Origin of the sequence: Telmatocola sphagniphila (assembly GCF_018398935.1) — a bacterium.
GTDB classification, from domain to species: Bacteria; Planctomycetota; Planctomycetia; order Gemmatales; family Gemmataceae; genus Telmatocola; species Telmatocola sphagniphila.
On the sequence record NZ_CP074694.1, the window covers coordinates 2,161,278 to 2,176,621 of the forward strand.

Consider the following 15,344-nt stretch of genomic DNA (forward strand, 5'->3'; position numbering starts at 1 on the left):
CCCTGGAGCAGTGATGAACAGTTTTTCCAAAGTATTCGGTATCGCGGCTTTCTTCGTAATAGTCACGATCCTTCGCGACCCGAATCCGTTCAAGAAGTGGATTCGCGAGGCCGTGGCCCCGGAAACACCGACCGCGGAACAACTGGAATGGAAACACAATCGGGAGCGAATCAACCACAGTCTCGAATACAATCCTCAGCAATTTCGGGATCTCAGCAACACTCGAGCGGAGGTCCAAGAGTTCCTGAAAAAAGGGGGATTCTAAAGGGCCTCCGCAATTTTGAGTCGGGCCGCCCGCCAGCGGCGTTTGACAGTGGACTTATCGACGCCGATGATTTCAGCGGCTTCTTCCTGAGTGAGTTCGTGGTAGATCAGAAGATCGACCACCTCCCGTTCTTCCTCCGGAAGCTTTTCCACGAGTTCGTGGAACTCCGTCCACTGAGCCAGTCGATGGGGATCCCAAGTATTGCCGGAGACGTCTATTCCGACCGGGTCCCCCATCGGGCCCGGAGATCGGCCTGGAGTCTCCGAAACGGGCTCTCCTGGTTTTCTCCGGCCATAATAGTGGCGGGTCAGGTCGAGAAGCTGTCGGCGAATCTGGGCGGCCCCGAGCCCGAGATATTCTCGAGTGCTGGTGGGCTGGACCGCTTCCAGCGACTTCCAGAGACGAACGGCCGCCTCTTGGACAACATCGTCGGTCTGTTCCCACTCTTTCAGTCGGGAAAAGTTGACGCGAAGTATCTTGGCGGTCAGGTTACGAAAGCGATCATAGGAAATCGAAATGAGTTCATTACGAGCCGAAGCCTCCCCGAGCCGCAAGCGTTCGAGCAGAGGCTGGATCCGTTGGCTGATCGACGTTTCCGACACGGCCATTCTCCTTGAAATTAACTTACTAAGTCCTTGGACCTAAGCGGAGAAAAGCTTGCGGTCCGATCCTAAAAGCGGATCGGAGCTCTTCCGGCAGTCCTTAAGAACATCGGGCAATTCGTCACTCTTGGGAGCCAAAACTCGTGCGACCAGCCAAAGTAGTCCATACGATCACCGGACCAGCCGCGATACCAGACGATAATCGGATCCTTTATTTCCAACGCGACCGCGCGGGGTTTTCATTCCTGTCCCATTATTATGCTGCTTCGATCGAGATCGACGGAGAAACCTGGCCGACTGTAGAGCACTTCTACCAGGCTCAGAAATCGCCCGATCCGGAATATCGAGCCGCCATCCGGGCCGCGGTGCACCCATCGCTTGCCAAACAATTGGCCGCCGCGCCCGAGGCACCGAGCAAGGTGTCGAAACGTTCCTGGTTCAAGATTTCCGGTGTACGGCCTCGTGCCGATTGGGATACTGTTAAAGTGGAGGTCATGCGGAGGGGCGATATCGCTAAGTTTCGTCAACATGCGGACCTGGCGGCGCTTCTGCTCGCGACCCGAACCGCCGTGTTGATCGAAGACTCGCGCTTGGATTCGTTCTGGGGGACCGGAGAGAACGGGACGGGATTGAATTGGGCGGGCCGCATTCTGATGGAAATTCGAGAGAGCCTAAGCATAAGTAGAGGATAAGATGGCGCAGAGTGACGAAAAAGATATGTGGGTAGTTCTTAGAGGAATCGGAGAGGTTCTGATTGTAACGGTACCGGAAAAATGGAAGGAGGCGACAATGCGTATAGAAGTCCAAGCTTCTCCTGCTCAAACCATTATCAAGAGTACCATTTGGTCAGAACAATTTCCCTTAGAAATATTGGAAGCCAACGAAGAAATCTGGACTGCTATACGCGAGTTCCAACTGCTCTGCTTACATAAAGGTCTACCTTGGGTGAAGTTGAATACACGAATTGAACGAGTTGGGCCAAATTGGACGATCAGCAATGAATTTGACTAGCCGCTCGTTGAAAAAGTCCCACTTCTTCTGGTATAGTGCGGCTTCAATTCAAGTTGAGAATCTTATCCTCTTTTGAGGACGTTTTAATGGCAATGGGAAAGCATAAGTCTCCGGATACGGGGCTTTGGATCGCGACTGCCGATTTGCCGTAGTCGCCCGGCCCTCCGTTCTACCAGAAGTTGAATCAATTATTAGCCGAAGCGGGTTTCGATACGTGGATCGAGAAGCGTTGCGAGTTCTACTGGGCGGAATCCCTGGGTCTTCCGTCGATTCCATCCGGGGACTATTTTCGGACGATTTTGATCGGCTACTTCGAAGGGAGCGCGTCGCAGCGAGGGATCGCCTGGCGTTGCAGTGACTGTCGTTCTTTATCGGATTTCCTGGGAATTCCGATCGACCAACGGACGCCGGACCATTCGAGTTGGAGCCGAGTGCATGGCCGGTTGCCGTTGGAAGTTCATGAAGAGGTGTTCGCCTTCGTATTGGGTATCGCTTCGAAGAAGAAGTTGTTGCATGTTCAGGAAAGTCGGGGTCGATTCGCTTCCGCGGGTTACAGCGGTACGAGCAATCGTTACACCTACGTCTACAACTCTGAAAACCAGATGACTTCCCAAGCTGGTCCATTTAGCGTCAGCTTCACGTTCGGTTATGACAATAACAGCGATCTAACCTCGCTGGTCGACGGCAGCGTATATATCCAGACTTCCACTTACGACACCGACTCTCGACTGTTGAACCGAACTGTAACGATGGGAGTAAACGCCGAAAAAGCCACATTCAGCTATGACACCGCCGGGAGGTTGTACTCCGTCACCGACTCAATCGGTTGCACCAAGTCGACCAACGAAGGGACCATCACCTACGGCTACAACTCCAAGGAACAGCTGACGTCGATTTCGACCTCGTGGGGTCCTACCTTCGGCTACCCAAGAACAACAATAAAGCGGAGCGAGAAATCCGACCGGGCGTGATGATGCGGAAAGTCAGTTTCGGCAGTCACAGCAATGAGGGGGCTCAAACGCGAAGCATTCTGAAGAGCATTTATCGCACCCTGAAATTACGAGAGCAAGATCCTTTAAAGGAAACCGAATCGGCCCTCCACACCTACATGCTCACGGGAGTGCTCCCACCGCTACCGGTGAAGCTCAGTTCAGGAGGGTGAAAGGGTACGAATATTTTTCAGTGTGTCTACTTCAAGTTGACCAGGTGAAGCCATCGTCTCACGCTTACCGCCTACTTGCGACGGACGATTAATAGGGGGTCGGCACCTTGACATACTTGGTCACATGTCGTTCCTTGGTGATTTTCACCTGGATTTCCTTGTGGCGAGTGACATAGGTTTCGTAGGCCTTACCGCAGTGATCGTACTGGGTGATGCAAGCCTGGTAGGGAACCTGTCGAGTTTCATAGCAGATCACCGGTTCGCAAACCGTAATCTTTTTCAACACGTAGCTGCAGCCGCATTCGTCAGCTCTGGCCGAGTTTCCGAAGCCCATTCCCAGAACACACACTGCCACTGCACAGCCGAATTTGATTGTTCGAAACATGATAGTAACTCCGTAAGTTTGTTTTTGCAGCCTTCTCAACAGCTGAAACGGAGTCGCCTGGAAAATCTTCCCGAAGAAAAAAATATTTTTTGTTCCAGTGGATCTGTGAAGCGTCCTGCTCTGAGAAGAAGTGCGTTGATGGGCGTCATCGTCGAAAAGAAGCAGGCGGTTTCACTCGCTTTCAAATACCCGTGGTGGGAATGGCAAAAAGCTCTCGAATCTTCCGAGAAAACAGATCGAATGCAAAATTCTGCATCGTTAAATTTACTTTATTCTGATTTCATAGAAGATTCTGAACCTTCATCCGTTAAAGAGGCATAGCCAGCAGACAAAGGTCGACTGAGACCTCTGCAAAATCTAAAATCTTCCTTTACAGGAGTTCGAAAATGGGTATGCGTGCAAGAATACTTTAATTGGTGATGAGAATCGGAAAGCTCTTTGGCGTTCCGTCGGTACCCTGGACCTGCCGCCAGACGGTCTGCCCGCGACGGAAAAGATTCCCGAGAAAAGCAGAAAAACTCTAGAAAATAAAGTAACGGCCTCTCATAATTGAGGCTGTTTTTCTTTTTCGCTTAGGACGGCAGCTACGGATAGCCTGTAACCGATTTGAGGTAACATCCATGCGTTGGTGCTTGTCTCTTCTCTTCCTGACTCTTTGCTTCCCTCTTTTCGCACAAGAGGGCAAACGGTACGCCGTAATCGTGGGAATAAACGAGTACCAGCACTCCAAGCTGGGAAAGTTGAATTGTGCCATCAACGATGCGACCGACCTGTCCCAGATTCTCAGTAACGACGGCTACTCCGTGACCTTGTTGACTAACGACACGGCCACCAAACCGACTAAAGCTGATATTGAGAAGGCCATCGAAAGCACTTTGCAGAAAGCCAAGTCGCAGGACACGGTGCTGATTGCCGTGTCGGGCCACGGCCTGCAATTCGACAAAGAAGCTTATTTCTGCCCGATGGATGCGAAACCCTTTCCGGATGAGACCAAAACTTTGGTCTCTTTGAACGGCCTCTACAAGCAATTCGACAAGTCCTTTGCGGGCGTGAAGGTCCTGTTCGTGGATGCCTGCCGGGATGACCCCGATCCGGCCCGCAGCTCCGGCAAAGGGATCGACGCGGATAGTGCTCCTGAACCGCCAAAGGGTGTCATGGCCATGTTCAGTTGTTCTGCTCGCCAGCGATCCTATGAGGACCTGGAGCGCAAGCATGGGGTGTTCTTTCACTATGTGATCGAAGGACTGACTGGGAAAGCGACGAATGCCGACGGGGAAGTGACCTTTACGCTTTTGAACGACTATGTGGCCAAACGAGTGAATCCGCGTGTGCTGGAGCTTTACAAAGGCCCCCAACAGATGCCGAACATGGTGGCAAAAACGGTTGGGGCCTCCCCGGTATTGGTGAACGAAGAAAGTAACAAAATCGCCCGGGAACTTCGCGAGCGCATTCTCTTTGGTCCTGGCCCCAAAAAATACCTGGAGGAACACAAGTCTCGCATACCTGCCTGGAAGCAAGCCGCTGAGAAGGGAAACCCCGCCGCGATGACGATGGTGGGAGGGATCTATTCTTTTGGAGTCGATACGGAGATTAACCGTTTGGAGGCACTGAAATGGTACCTTAAGGCGGCGAACTTGGGTGAAAGCTCAGCGATGCATAATTTGGGGGTGAGTTATTTGAATGGACAGGGTGTCCCCAAGGATGAAATAGAAGCTCTGAAATGGATCCAAAAATCCGCCGAGGCAGGGAATCCTGCGGGAATGTATATGTTTGGGAATTTGAATGAATTTGGCAGAACTGGACTAAAGAAAAACGATTCCGAGGCTGTTAAATGGTACATGAAAGCTGCCGAAGCGGGCCAACCGTTGGCGATGAATAAGCTCAACATCATGTTTAGCAGCGGACGAGGCGGATTAACTAAAGACGAAAGACAAGCTGTTAAATGGACCAAGCAATCTGCCGAGTTGGGGAATTCCTTAGGAATGTTAAACTTAGCTATCATTTATGAAGAAGGGCTTGGGGGACTGGCAAAAGATGATACTGAAGCCGCCAAATGGTACAAAAAAGCCGCTGAAGCGGGTAATCCTCCAGCTATGAATGATTTAGGAGTGATGTACTTAAGCGGTCGTGGTGGACTGAAGAAGGATGAAACTGAAGCCGCCAAATGGTATAAAAAAGCCGCTGAGGCAGGCCAATCAGTGGCGATGTGTAACCTTGCTGAAATGTACCAGGCTGGTTTAGGAGGATTACCCAAAAACGATACTGAAGCCGCCAAATGGTATAAAAAAGCCGCTGAGGCGGGGAACGCTCGAGCGATGAATGAACTAGGTGTAATGTATGAGTACGGACGAGGTGGATTAAATAAAGACGAACTCGAAGCTGTCAAATGGTTTAAAAAAGGCGCTGAGGCTGGGAACTCCCTTGCAATGAATGATCTAGGTGTAATGTATGAGTACGGACGAGGTGGATTAAATAAAGACGAACTCGAAGCTGTCAAATGGTATAGAAAAGCCGCTGAGGCAGGTAACGCTCGAGCAATGTCCAATCTCGCATTAAAGTATGAATCGGGTCGTGGAGTTGCAGGAGACGAAGCCGAAGCCTTGAAATGGCACAAGAAAGCTGCTGCTGGAGGAATTGCGGACAGCATGACTCAGATCGGTTATATGTATGCAAATGGGCTCGGTGGTTTAGTCAAGAATGATGTGGAAGCAGTCAAATGGTTCTCGAAAGCCGCGAATGCTGGATTGGCGCTAGCTATGTATAACCTTGGAATACATTACTGGAATGGGCGCGGAGTTCCTCAAGACAGATCAGAGGCGATAAAATGGTATAAAAAAGCTGCCGATAAGGGGTATAACGACGCAAAGGAGAGGCTGAAAGAACTGGGTGTGAATCCATAAGAGTAATCTTGGAAAAAGCCTCCGAGTCATATTACTAGCGAATCTAACAAACCCCTTATTTGGACGGTTTTTGATGAAGTAAGTAGGGTTTTGTAGGGGCGAATCGTTTTTTAAGTTAAATATTCAGTTTGAATCGAGTAAATTGCTTTTCGAATACTGAATTTCCATTCCTTGATCGCGTTGTGAAGCGTCTCCTCACAATCCCCACTTTTTCCCCAAACTGGGCGATTGAAAAAAAACGTGGGTAACCCTCCAACCGGAATGAACTCCGGGAACTTCTCCGCACTCCAAACGGCCAGTACTACGGCCAGAACCAAATCGTCGTGCGTTCCTTTACTGCCTGGATTCCCGAGGTGATCATCACTTCTTCTGGATAAACGCCGGGGTACGCTTTCCCAAGCAGTTTAACGACCGCGTTTCCCACACCGGTGCGATTGACGACCAGTGGGCCATGCTCTACCTGGGCATGTAACCGGGTTTCCCGGACCTTCTGAAAGATCACTTCATAGGGAGTACCTGAGACAAACCGTTCCAGATGCCGAACGTGATATTTGGAATGATCCCTCTCATCGGGAGTGGTGGCTTCGAAGTCCCGCCGCTCAATGACCGCAAATGCCGTCGGTACGTTGGCTTGGCCGAGGTCCAATCCACAAGCATGACTGATATGCAGGAGTTTCATTGGTCTATTCCCCACGTTGTTCTCAATATTCCCGGGCCCACATCCGAAAGAATTACTCGAACCGTCTCTGATTTTCGCGCTGAGCCTGATAGAGTTTTTCCAGGAATTTATTCTTCTCGTAGGCTAATACCCGCTCGCCGGTCCAGAGAACTATTCCCACCGCGAACACCAGATCGTCTTAAGTGTTTCCCGCCAGGGATCTCGTTCGCTGGGAAAGATTTAGGTCGCATCGGTCACTCCTTCCCCAGAATGAGATCCACGACCCAACAGCCTTTGACATGGGGGTCGTCGCCGCGACAGTGCTGTAGAATTTCATGGTTATCACAACCGGAGTCCTCGAGAGCATCGGCCAGGATGGGCATTTGGTCGAAGGCACGGTTGTCGTACATGGTCCGGGCGAGGTCCGTGACTGTGGTAGTTTGCCAGTCTGGGTCGATCGTTAGGGGGCGGAACGGGTTGCCGAAGATGTCGCGAACATGGTCGCTCTGAACATTTCGTTCCGCGTGATAATTTTTTGATCGAGATCCGGCTTTCGCTGCCAAATCAGATGAACCATAAGCGACGGGTAAACCACCTTTATCATAAGCTGTTCCATCAGGTGAGACAAAGTCATTAAGAGTCTGTTCCAAAAGCCGAATTAAGCGGCTAGAGTTTTAGGAGTATGGCCTTTATACCGAAACCGTTGTGTATGTTTCACTCGACTGGGATAGAGACGGCGTAAGTAGTGTTGAATGCATGCGATTTGCACGATGGCCTCGCTGGATTCCGGTAAATGCTCGTAGTCTTTACTTAGCCGTCGACAACGTCCCAACCAGGCGAAAGTTCGCTCCACCACCCAGCGACTTCTCAGCGGCATAAACTTTCGTTCTCCCGACGGACGATTCACCACCCAAACGGTATAGGGTCGCTTGTGATCCCGCAGCCAACTCTGCAATTGATAATTGTGATACTTGTTGTCCGCCTGTATGGTTTCCAAGCGGGGAAAAGCAGTTTTGGGCATCTGTTCAAAGAGAGTTTGAGCGGCTTTGGCATCATCGACATTCGCGCCCGTTACCACTAGGGCTAGCAGTAATCCGAGAGTATCCACCACGATGTGGCGTTTACGGCCGCGGACCTTTTTGCCGCCATCGGTTCCGACTTCTTCTCCTCCAAAAGCCGTCTTCACCGACTGGCTGTCGATGCAGGCAACGCGAGGATTGGGCGAACGATTGGCCGCTTGACGAACGCGACAGCGCAGAGCCGTTAGGATCTCTTCCCAAGTGCCGTCCCGCTTCCAAGCTTCAAAATAATTGTAAACCGTTTTCCACGGGGGAAAGTCATGCGGTAAACCTCGCCAGCGACATCCTTCCCTGGTCAGGTAGAATAGGGCATTGACGACTTCTCGCATGTCGGTTTTTCGCGGTCGACCACCGGGTCGAGCCTCGGGAATCCAGGGCTCCAAAAGAGCCCACTGAGCATCCGTTAAATCTGTTGAATAGGGTTTCCGTTCCATGTGTAATTATACACACATACACGCTTTTGGAACAGACTCTAAGTGACAGAGTATATGCTGCCATCGCTGCATCTCGAATCACGCCAATATTTTCATGAACATAAACTAATTCAGCTTGGGATCTTGCCTGAGCTAAATCTCTTTCACCAACCTTTCCTTCAACAAATTCTTCAGTCACTTCAATAACGGCTTTGCTCCTTGGATCCGTCCACTGCTCAAGAACCCTTCGGCAACCTGCAATTGCAAAAAGCCGAAACTTGCGTTCACTGGCTTTGTCCCGAAGAAAATTTTGCATCGGATTAGGATCGGTCGCTTTCATCCAGACTTCCTCTGTCACGGCAACTGCCCCTTCCATACGCGAACCATGATCGGGTTGTGTACGATCACGTCCCCCCATTTACGGTAAGTAGGTTTTTCCTGATGCTGCCCGTCCGCTAATTCATCCCATGGCACACCATTCGTTCTGCAGATCAATGAGACGTTGTGCATCTGCCAGGCCGCGACTCCTTTTTGTTCTCCGACAACACCACAGATGACGAAGCCGTGAGGAAGGATGACTAAAACTTGAGAGCCGATTTCGAGCATGGGATTAACCTGTAAGAATTTTGTGAGTATGAAATCATCACCGCCGAAACAGACATGACTCCCGTCGTATTCGTAACCATCGCCCTGCGCGGTTGCACCACCGGCACCCTCCTGGAACCAACTTCCAAAAGGTACGTGGGGTCCATCTCCCGTGCAGTAATCTTCTTGCCCATCCAGGGTATAAATCAGGCAATAGCCATCTCCTGAATAGATTTCTTCTTCAAATGGTGAACCGGTACTTTTGTTATTGAGCATTCGGTCTCCAGTTCCTAACCGAAGATATTCGAGAAAATAACCTTGTTTAACGCCTTCGAATTGGCAATCCTTCCGATACCATTCTGATTCCCAGAGCTTACCTTGTTCCTCCAGCCAGTCCGCAAAATGAGTCGAGGAACAGGATCCAGAGGATAATCAAAGATGGTTTTTAGGAAGGCGTTACGATCTCTCACAACATGAATCCTCTCATTATTGGTTCGCCCATTTGGATTGGCGAACCTTCGCCCTTTTCGGGCTCTGTCGCACGGTTGGTGCAATAAGTAGCTGTGAATTCATAAGGTTGGAAACGTGCAATTCAGGATTTGGAAAAGCATCCATTCTCGAAAACGAATGTCCCCAGAATCAACTCCACTCCTACGGACCTCCAAGTTCTTCGGATGAATTCCTTTCTCTAACAAGCATGCATCCGCTCGACACAATTCTCAAGCAATTCGTGATTTTCAACCTTGTGTTCACATAAAGGTGAACCAGTTCAGCCTCCAGCCTCTTCCCTTCAATTATTTGGAAACATCTACAATCGACAGGAATGTCTCCCAATCTAATAATCGTTTATCACCAACTGGGAGACAGAGCCCATTTTCGATCGGCGTTTGCACCTAGTCTCAAGGAAGGGCTCATTTTTCCAAGAGCGCGACCTCCGGTCCGAAGGCCGCGTTCATTTCGCACGCCACCGTAGTACTCAGTTGACGGCTGTCTCATTCCTTTATTCCAATGCCGCCTGGATCTCGACTACCCAAGCCTATTCAACTTGGAGTTTGGTTTTTTCGAGTCCATGGTCTGTCCCTGGTTGCATTACTTTCGCTCCTGTTCGTACAAATACCTCTGATATTTTTTTTACGCGGCGAACACACTCCGCACTTACGCAGGGAGGGATCTGCCATTAACAGAACATCATTGCTCCTACTCTTACTTCCTGGATTATTACTGTCTGGGTCAATCAACGCGGCCGACCCACCTCTCTTGCTTCAACGACCGACAGTCAGTGAGAAGCTGATTGCGTTCTCTTATGCGGGCGATCTGTGGACAGTCGACAGATCTGGAGGAGACGCACGACGTCTGACCGCAGGCGTCGGTTTGGAAACCTACCCCGTCTTTTCTCCCGACGGCAAAATGGTTGCATTCGCCGGGGATTATGAAGGTAATCTCGATGTTTATGTCATTCCTTCAGAGGGAGGAATTCCCAAGCGGTTAACCTATCATCCCGATTCGGATGCTCCGGTCGGCTGGACGCCCGACGGGAAGAACATCCTTTTTCGTTCGGGTCGCACCAGTTCGGCTCGCTTCCTGAAGTTGTTCTCGGTGCCGGTTGAAGGGGGACAACCCTCCGAACTTCCCCTTCCCATGGCGGAGGATGGCTCGCTCTCCCCAGATGGTAAGAAGATCGCTTATGTGCCACTCTCCAACAAACCGCCGTTCCCGGGTAGCTTCCGTCCGGTGCGAAATTATCGCGGTGGAACGGCCTCACCGGTATGGATCGCCGATCTGGCGGATTCATCGATTACCAAAGTGCCGCGAAAAGATTCCAATGACTTTAATCCCATGTGGATTGGCGACCAAATTTACTTCCTCTCCGATCGCGACGGACCGACGACGCTGTTCGCTTACAATATCGCGTCCAAAGAAGTCAAACGAGTGCTGGCACCGGAAGCCCAGGATATTAAATCCGCTTCCTCTTGCGGCAACGCAATCGTTTATGACCGATTCGGATCGGTGCACTTATTCGACGTGACAACGGGCGTTACAAAACCTGTCTCCATTCGTATCAACGCCGATCTCCCAGGAGTGCGGCCCAAGCTGGAGAAGGTCGCCAAGAACATCCAAAAAGCGAGCTTGTCTCCAACCGGAGTTCGTGCTTTATTCGAAGCCCGCGGTGAAGTGGTAAGCGTACCCGTCGAAAAAGGGGATGTTCGAAATCTGACGAATTCAACCGGAGTCGCGGAACGTGATCCGGTATGGTCTCCCGATGGAAAAGCCGTGGCCTATCTCTCCGACGAGTCCGGCGAATATAAGCTCCACATTCGTTCGCAGAGCGGATTCGGGGAAGTGAAAAAATTCACGTTGGGTGAAAGTCCCTCGTTTTATTACAACCCCGTTTGGTCGCCCGATAGCAAACGGATCGCCTATCAGGATAAACGGCAAAACCTCTTTTACATTGATCTTGAAACCGGTAAGTCGACGAAGGCCGATACGGGACCCTATGACGATGATGTGCCTTCTGCGCCCGTTTGGTCGCCCGACGGACGCTGGCTGGCGCATTCTCGACTTCTGAAAAACTACCTCTATGCGGTCTTTTTACACTCCCTTGAGACGGGGAAGACCAGCCAGATTACCGACGGGATGAGCGACGCGAAACATGTCGCTTTCGACAAGAGCGGGAAATACCTCTTTCTGACCGCCAGTACCGATATCGGCCCGGCAGTGGGCTCGGGTATGTCCAGCCTGAATCGTCCGGTGACAAGAAGCGCCTACGTGATAGTACTCAATAAGACCGATCACTCTCCGCTAGCTCCCGAGAGCGATGACGAAAAAGTCAAACAGGAAAAGGAAAAGAAGGAGAACGATAAAGAGAAGAAAGAAGGCAGCAAAGAGCTGCCTAAGGTTACCATTGACTTGGATGATATCGATCAGCGAACGCTCTCCCTACCCGTACCGGCGAAAAATTACATCGGTTTGCTCTCATGCAAAGCGGGCTCGATTTTGCTTCTCGAAGCGCCGGTCGTTTTGAATCCTGACGATTCCAGCCTGAACCCGGACTCTCCGCCTTTGATCGTTCATCGTTTCGATCTGGAGAAGAAAAAGATGGAAAAGTTGATCGAAGGAACGACCCGAGTTGCCGTCTCTTTCGATGGGGAAAAGATGCTGTATCGGTTAGGAGATAACTGGTTTGTGACTGGAACAGGACAACCGGCGAAGCCTGGCGAGGGAGAATTAAAACTCGATAAGGTCGAAATTTTGGTCGATCCCCGAGCTGAGTGGCGACAAATCTACCGAGAGGTTCTGCGACTCGAACGCGACTTCCTCTATGATCCCCACTTCCATGGCTACGACCTAAAAGGCATGTGGGCCAAACATGAGCCTTATTTGAATGGATTGGGAAGTCGTTACGAATTGAACTACTTGTTAGACGAATTATTAGCCGGGCTGAGCTTGCAGCATGTCTACTTGACGGGAGGTGACGTACCGCGTCCGGAAAATCGAAAATGTGGTCTTCTCGGCGCGGATTATCGCGTTGAGAATGACAGACACCGGATCATCAAGGTCTATCGCGGGGAGAGTTGGAACCCCAGCTTGCGAGCTCCTCTCACACAGCCCGGCGCGCAAGTCAAGGAAGGAGAATATTTGTTAGCTGTGGAGGGGAGGGAGCTTCGCGGAGAGGACGAAATCTACCGTCTATTTGAAGGGACCGCCGGAAGGCAGGTCGTACTAAAAGTTGGCCCATCGCCTGACGGAAAAGAGAGTCGGGAGATCACGGTCGTACCGACCTCAAGCGAACGGGCTTTGCGGAACTTGGCCTGGGTCGATGCCAATCGTCGGACGGTGGATCGATTGACGGAGGGCCGGGTAGCTTACATCTACCTCCCCGACACGCAATCGCAAGGTTATACGCGTTTCAACCGTTACTTTTTTGCCCAGGCCGGGCGCGAGGGAGCAATCGTCGACGAACGCTTCAACGGGGGCGGATTACTGGCCGATCACGTTATCGATTACTTGCGACAGCCCATCCGCAATTATGCGAGCACTCGCGAGGGGGCCGACCAGGCATTCCCTACTTCAGCTATTCCCGGACCGAAGGTGATGCTCATCAACGAACAAGCGGGATCCGGAGGCGACTACCTGCCCTATACATTCCGCCAGTCTAAGCTTGGGCCTCTGGTGGGCAAGCGAACCTGGGGTGGTCTCGTAGGCATAGGGGGTTATCCAGAGCTTATTGATGGAGGAAGCGTAACGGCGCCCCGTTGGGGCATTTGGTTTCCCAACAGCCGCTGGGACGTAGAAAACCGGGGCGTTGCTCCTGATATCGAAGTAGAATTCGATCCCCGGATCGCCAGACAAGGGAAAGACCCCCAGTTGGAGAAAGCCATCGAAATCGTATTAGAGGAGTTGAAAAAGAGTCCGGTCAAGCGCCCGAATCGGCCCCCTTTCCCAAACTATTACGAGCCCGGCTTGAAAGAACGATCCGAAGGGAAATAAGTTATATCGGTTCGAGGTCGTGTGGATGCGAAGGGAATGGCATTCACACGACCTCGATAACCCTTTACTAATCGAGCTTTTCTATAAAAAGGGTCGCACCCTTCGGAGTTAGATTGCCGACGTTCTGTTCCCTAATAAGGGATGGTTCTTGAGATGTTTCAGAAGCCGAAGGAACTAGACTTCGAAACCCTTCGATATCTCAACTTTGAACTACTTCTGCGATTGGCTTGGAGGGCAGACAACTTATCGCCCACCCTGCGGCTGTTCTTGGACATTGCGAAGCGATAAGTCCGCACAATTCCCATGTAGTGAGTTTTCTACAGCCCAGTTCAATTTGTCTAGTTTTATCCGGGTTGAGGTGACCTCTGTTGAACTTTTTCTTCAGGACGGATTGCGAGCCTCGGAATTCGTTTGGGCCGGGTGATCGTTCGGGAAGCCGTTGGCGATCTACCCAAGATCTGATAATAGTCCCGGCTACACTTCGAATACCACTACCTCGAAGTAAGCGCAATCCAGCAATGGCTCGAGGCGCCGGAACACGCACTCCTCGAAGTAGGTCTGAGACCACCAGAATACTGGGTATTTTTGGAAAAGGGCGGGACATAGCCGGATTTCATTCGACTTCGGACTAGCATAAGGTCGCGGCACCTGAATTGGTTTGGCTTCTGGGAATTCGGTAACGGCTTCAGTGAGACGCGTCACCACCATCTCATAGAACTGTCCCACGGACTTGCACTGTTCCTCCGAAGCCTGTGGCAGGTAGCCGCGAAAACCGGCAGTAGTCCAGGCACTCTTCGCGCCACGCCACCAAGTTGTTCGCGGGGCAAAAGAGTTCTTCCGTTTCATCCTCCGGAGTCGGCCATGCGTACCGGAACGAGATCGAAGACGCGGCGGTCCTGAGGGAGCGAGACTAAGGCTGGGGGAGGCCGCAGTCCAGAGAACTGGCCAATTCCTCCAGGTCAGACTGCTCAAGTGGCGGCGTGATCTCAACAGCAAAGTCCTCGCGCCGATCGCGCGTGCCTTACTTTCAACGCCGAACGGCACTAACGATTTTTTACTTCTTCTCTCGTAATGGAGAAATCATGCCATTTAACTTCGAGACTTTTGCCTCCAATTCCTTAACCAGCTTCTGAAAATCCGCACGCGGACGAAGAAGTTCTAAAGAGGCAGCCGACTTCAAACGACCTACCCCGGTAAACCCCTCGGCAATTGCTTGGTGGAGCGATTTCATTGCCTGCTCAACTTCGGCTTTTCCTTCCTCAGTAGTAATAATTGAGGCTTCGTTTGATGCGATTGCCGCAAGTTCAGAATGGTAGCAGGCGAGGTTGAAATAATCGCGCGGGGCGAGCATTGGCAATTGCTCCACCAATTCAATAGCACGGCGGATTGACCTGACTGCCTCTTTGGGTTGCCCCAAACGGCGCTGGACGGCCCCCAGTCCTGCGAGCTTGGATGCCAGTTCAATCCGCAGCCAAGCGATTGGAAGTTCGTTAACGTTGATCTTCTCGATCAGAGATAGCGCCTCTTGGCAATTCATCAAGGCCTGTTTGAGATTCCCGCCGGCGCGGAGTATCTGACCGGATTTAACAAGGCTGCGCGCTAATAGATAGTTTAATTGTGAACTGAAAGCTTCATCAGCTTTAGCATGTTTCAGGAAATAGGATTGCAATTTTTCGTAGAATTTTAGGGCTTCCGCAGAATTCCCCAGCTGCACGCATACATCTCCCAGTGTGTTGTAGCATTCTCTTAACGCGGGCAATGCCCGCAACCCTAGGTATTAACGAACATGGCGTCGG

General features: G+C 51.2%; 16 protein-coding genes. 8 read left to right on the plus strand and 8 right to left on the minus strand.

Translation table 11 applies throughout. The features are described 5' to 3' along the window. The first annotated feature begins 13 nt into the window (after window positions 1-13). Window positions 14-265, plus strand: coding sequence for a hypothetical protein (locus KIH39_RS08625; protein WP_213498932.1), 252 nt, complete (start codon window positions 14-16; stop codon window positions 263-265). Here the strand turns inward: KIH39_RS08625 and KIH39_RS08630 are convergent. Then, the gene (locus tag KIH39_RS08630) at window positions 262-867 is read right to left on the minus strand and encodes an RNA polymerase sigma factor (RefSeq protein ID WP_213498933.1); all 606 of its coding nucleotides are present in this window, start codon (window positions 865-867) and stop codon (window positions 262-264) included. The genes KIH39_RS08625 and KIH39_RS08630 overlap by 4 nt on opposite strands. Before the next feature lie 143 nt (window positions 868-1,010). On the opposite strand from KIH39_RS08630, the gene KIH39_RS08635 reads away from it, so the two are divergent. The 4 genes from KIH39_RS08635 (at window position 1,011) to KIH39_RS08650 (ending at window position 3,040) form a co-directional block, all read left to right on the plus strand. Continuing rightward, window positions 1,011-1,559 carry an NADAR family protein gene (locus KIH39_RS08635; RefSeq protein WP_213498934.1) on the plus strand — a complete coding sequence of 183 codons (549 nt, stop codon included), beginning with the start codon at window positions 1,011-1,013 and terminating at the stop codon, window positions 1,557-1,559. Window position 1,560: 1 nt separating this feature from the next. Continuing rightward, window positions 1,561-1,878, plus strand: coding sequence for a hypothetical protein (locus KIH39_RS08640; protein ID WP_213498935.1), 318 nt, complete (start codon window positions 1,561-1,563; stop codon window positions 1,876-1,878). Window positions 1,879-2,057: 179 nt separating this feature from the next. Beyond that, window positions 2,058-2,849 (plus strand): transposase, encoded by a 792-nt coding sequence (locus tag KIH39_RS08645; protein ID WP_213498936.1) that lies wholly within the window; start codon window positions 2,058-2,060, stop codon window positions 2,847-2,849. Further along, the gene (locus KIH39_RS08650) at window positions 2,783-3,040 is read left to right on the plus strand and encodes an IS66 family transposase (protein WP_213498937.1); all 258 of its coding nucleotides are present in this window, start codon (window positions 2,783-2,785) and stop codon (window positions 3,038-3,040) included. The genes KIH39_RS08645 and KIH39_RS08650 overlap by 67 nt, the downstream gene beginning before the upstream one ends. A gap of 88 nt (window positions 3,041-3,128) precedes the next feature. Here the strand turns inward: KIH39_RS08650 and KIH39_RS08655 are convergent, their stop codons facing one another. Then, window positions 3,129-3,425 (minus strand): hypothetical protein, encoded by a 297-nt coding sequence (locus KIH39_RS08655; protein ID WP_213498938.1) that lies wholly within the window; start codon window positions 3,423-3,425, stop codon window positions 3,129-3,131. Window positions 3,426-3,449: 24 nt separating this feature from the next. Between KIH39_RS08655 and KIH39_RS08660 the strand changes: the two genes are divergently transcribed. Together KIH39_RS08660 and KIH39_RS08665 are read left to right on the plus strand one after the other, a co-directional pair. Further along, window positions 3,450-3,746 carry a hypothetical protein gene (locus tag KIH39_RS08660; RefSeq protein WP_213498939.1) on the plus strand — a complete coding sequence of 99 codons (297 nt, stop codon included), beginning with the start codon at window positions 3,450-3,452 and terminating at the stop codon, window positions 3,744-3,746. Between the two features lie 299 nt (window positions 3,747-4,045). Next, window positions 4,046-6,325 (plus strand): caspase family protein, encoded by a 2,280-nt coding sequence (locus KIH39_RS08665; RefSeq protein ID WP_213498940.1) that lies wholly within the window; start codon window positions 4,046-4,048, stop codon window positions 6,323-6,325. A gap of 301 nt (window positions 6,326-6,626) precedes the next feature. Here the strand turns inward: KIH39_RS08665 and KIH39_RS08670 are convergent, their stop codons facing one another. From KIH39_RS08670 to KIH39_RS08685, 4 genes are all read right to left on the minus strand, one after another. Further along, window positions 6,627-7,004, minus strand: a complete 378-nt coding sequence (locus tag KIH39_RS08670; RefSeq protein ID WP_213498941.1) for a hypothetical protein — start codon at window positions 7,002-7,004, stop codon at window positions 6,627-6,629. Window positions 7,005-7,237: 233 nt separating this feature from the next. Then, entirely contained in the window at window positions 7,238-7,633 is a 396-nt protein-coding gene (locus tag KIH39_RS26570) for a hypothetical protein (protein WP_246539613.1), read from the minus strand. Between the two features lie 8 nt (window positions 7,634-7,641). Next, window positions 7,642-8,496: an IS5 family transposase gene (locus tag KIH39_RS08680; protein ID WP_246539614.1), complete on the minus strand. Its 855-nt coding sequence runs from the start codon at window positions 8,494-8,496 to the stop codon at window positions 7,642-7,644. A 333-nt stretch (window positions 8,497-8,829) separates the two neighbouring features. Next, window positions 8,830-9,336: a hypothetical protein gene (locus KIH39_RS08685; protein WP_213498942.1), complete on the minus strand. Its 507-nt coding sequence runs from the start codon at window positions 9,334-9,336 to the stop codon at window positions 8,830-8,832. 981 nt (window positions 9,337-10,317) lie between these two features. Between KIH39_RS08685 and KIH39_RS08690 the strand changes: the two genes are divergently transcribed. After that, a complete protein-coding gene (locus KIH39_RS08690) occupies window positions 10,318-13,548 on the plus strand; it encodes a S41 family peptidase (RefSeq protein ID WP_213498943.1) in 3,231 nt (1,076 codons plus the stop codon). Between the two features lie 474 nt (window positions 13,549-14,022). On the opposite strand, the gene KIH39_RS08695 is transcribed toward KIH39_RS08690, so the two are convergent. Both KIH39_RS08695 and KIH39_RS08700 read right to left on the minus strand, forming a co-directional pair. After that, on the minus strand, window positions 14,023-14,394 hold the full coding sequence (locus KIH39_RS08695; protein WP_213498944.1) for a hypothetical protein: 372 nt from the start codon (window positions 14,392-14,394) through the stop codon (window positions 14,023-14,025). Window positions 14,395-14,602: 208 nt separating this feature from the next. Then, window positions 14,603-15,316 (minus strand): tetratricopeptide repeat protein, encoded by a 714-nt coding sequence (locus KIH39_RS08700; protein ID WP_315852416.1) that lies wholly within the window; start codon window positions 15,314-15,316, stop codon window positions 14,603-14,605. Window positions 15,317-15,344: the final 28 nt, after the last annotated feature.

Coding starts and splice junctions, on each gene's coding strand:
- KIH39_RS08625 (WP_213498932.1), top strand. CDS start 14: ATGAACAGTTTTTCCAAAGTATTCGGTATCGCGGCTTTCTTCGTAATA.
- KIH39_RS08640 (WP_213498935.1), top strand. CDS start 1,561: ATGGCGCAGAGTGACGAAAAAGATATGTGGGTAGTTCTTAGAGGAATC.
- KIH39_RS08655 (WP_213498938.1), bottom strand. CDS start 3,425: ATGTTTCGAACAATCAAATTCGGCTGTGCAGTGGCAGTGTGTGTTCTG.
- KIH39_RS08665 (WP_213498940.1), top strand. CDS start 4,046: ATGCGTTGGTGCTTGTCTCTTCTCTTCCTGACTCTTTGCTTCCCTCTT.
- KIH39_RS08670 (WP_213498941.1), bottom strand. CDS start 7,004: ATGAAACTCCTGCATATCAGTCATGCTTGTGGATTGGACCTCGGCCAA.
- KIH39_RS08680 (WP_246539614.1), bottom strand. CDS start 8,496: ATGGAACGGAAACCCTATTCAACAGATTTAACGGATGCTCAGTGGGCT.
- KIH39_RS08685 (WP_213498942.1), bottom strand. CDS start 9,336: ATGCTCAATAACAAAAGTACCGGTTCACCATTTGAAGAAGAAATCTAT.
- KIH39_RS08695 (WP_213498944.1), bottom strand. CDS start 14,394: ATGAAACGGAAGAACTCTTTTGCCCCGCGAACAACTTGGTGGCGTGGC.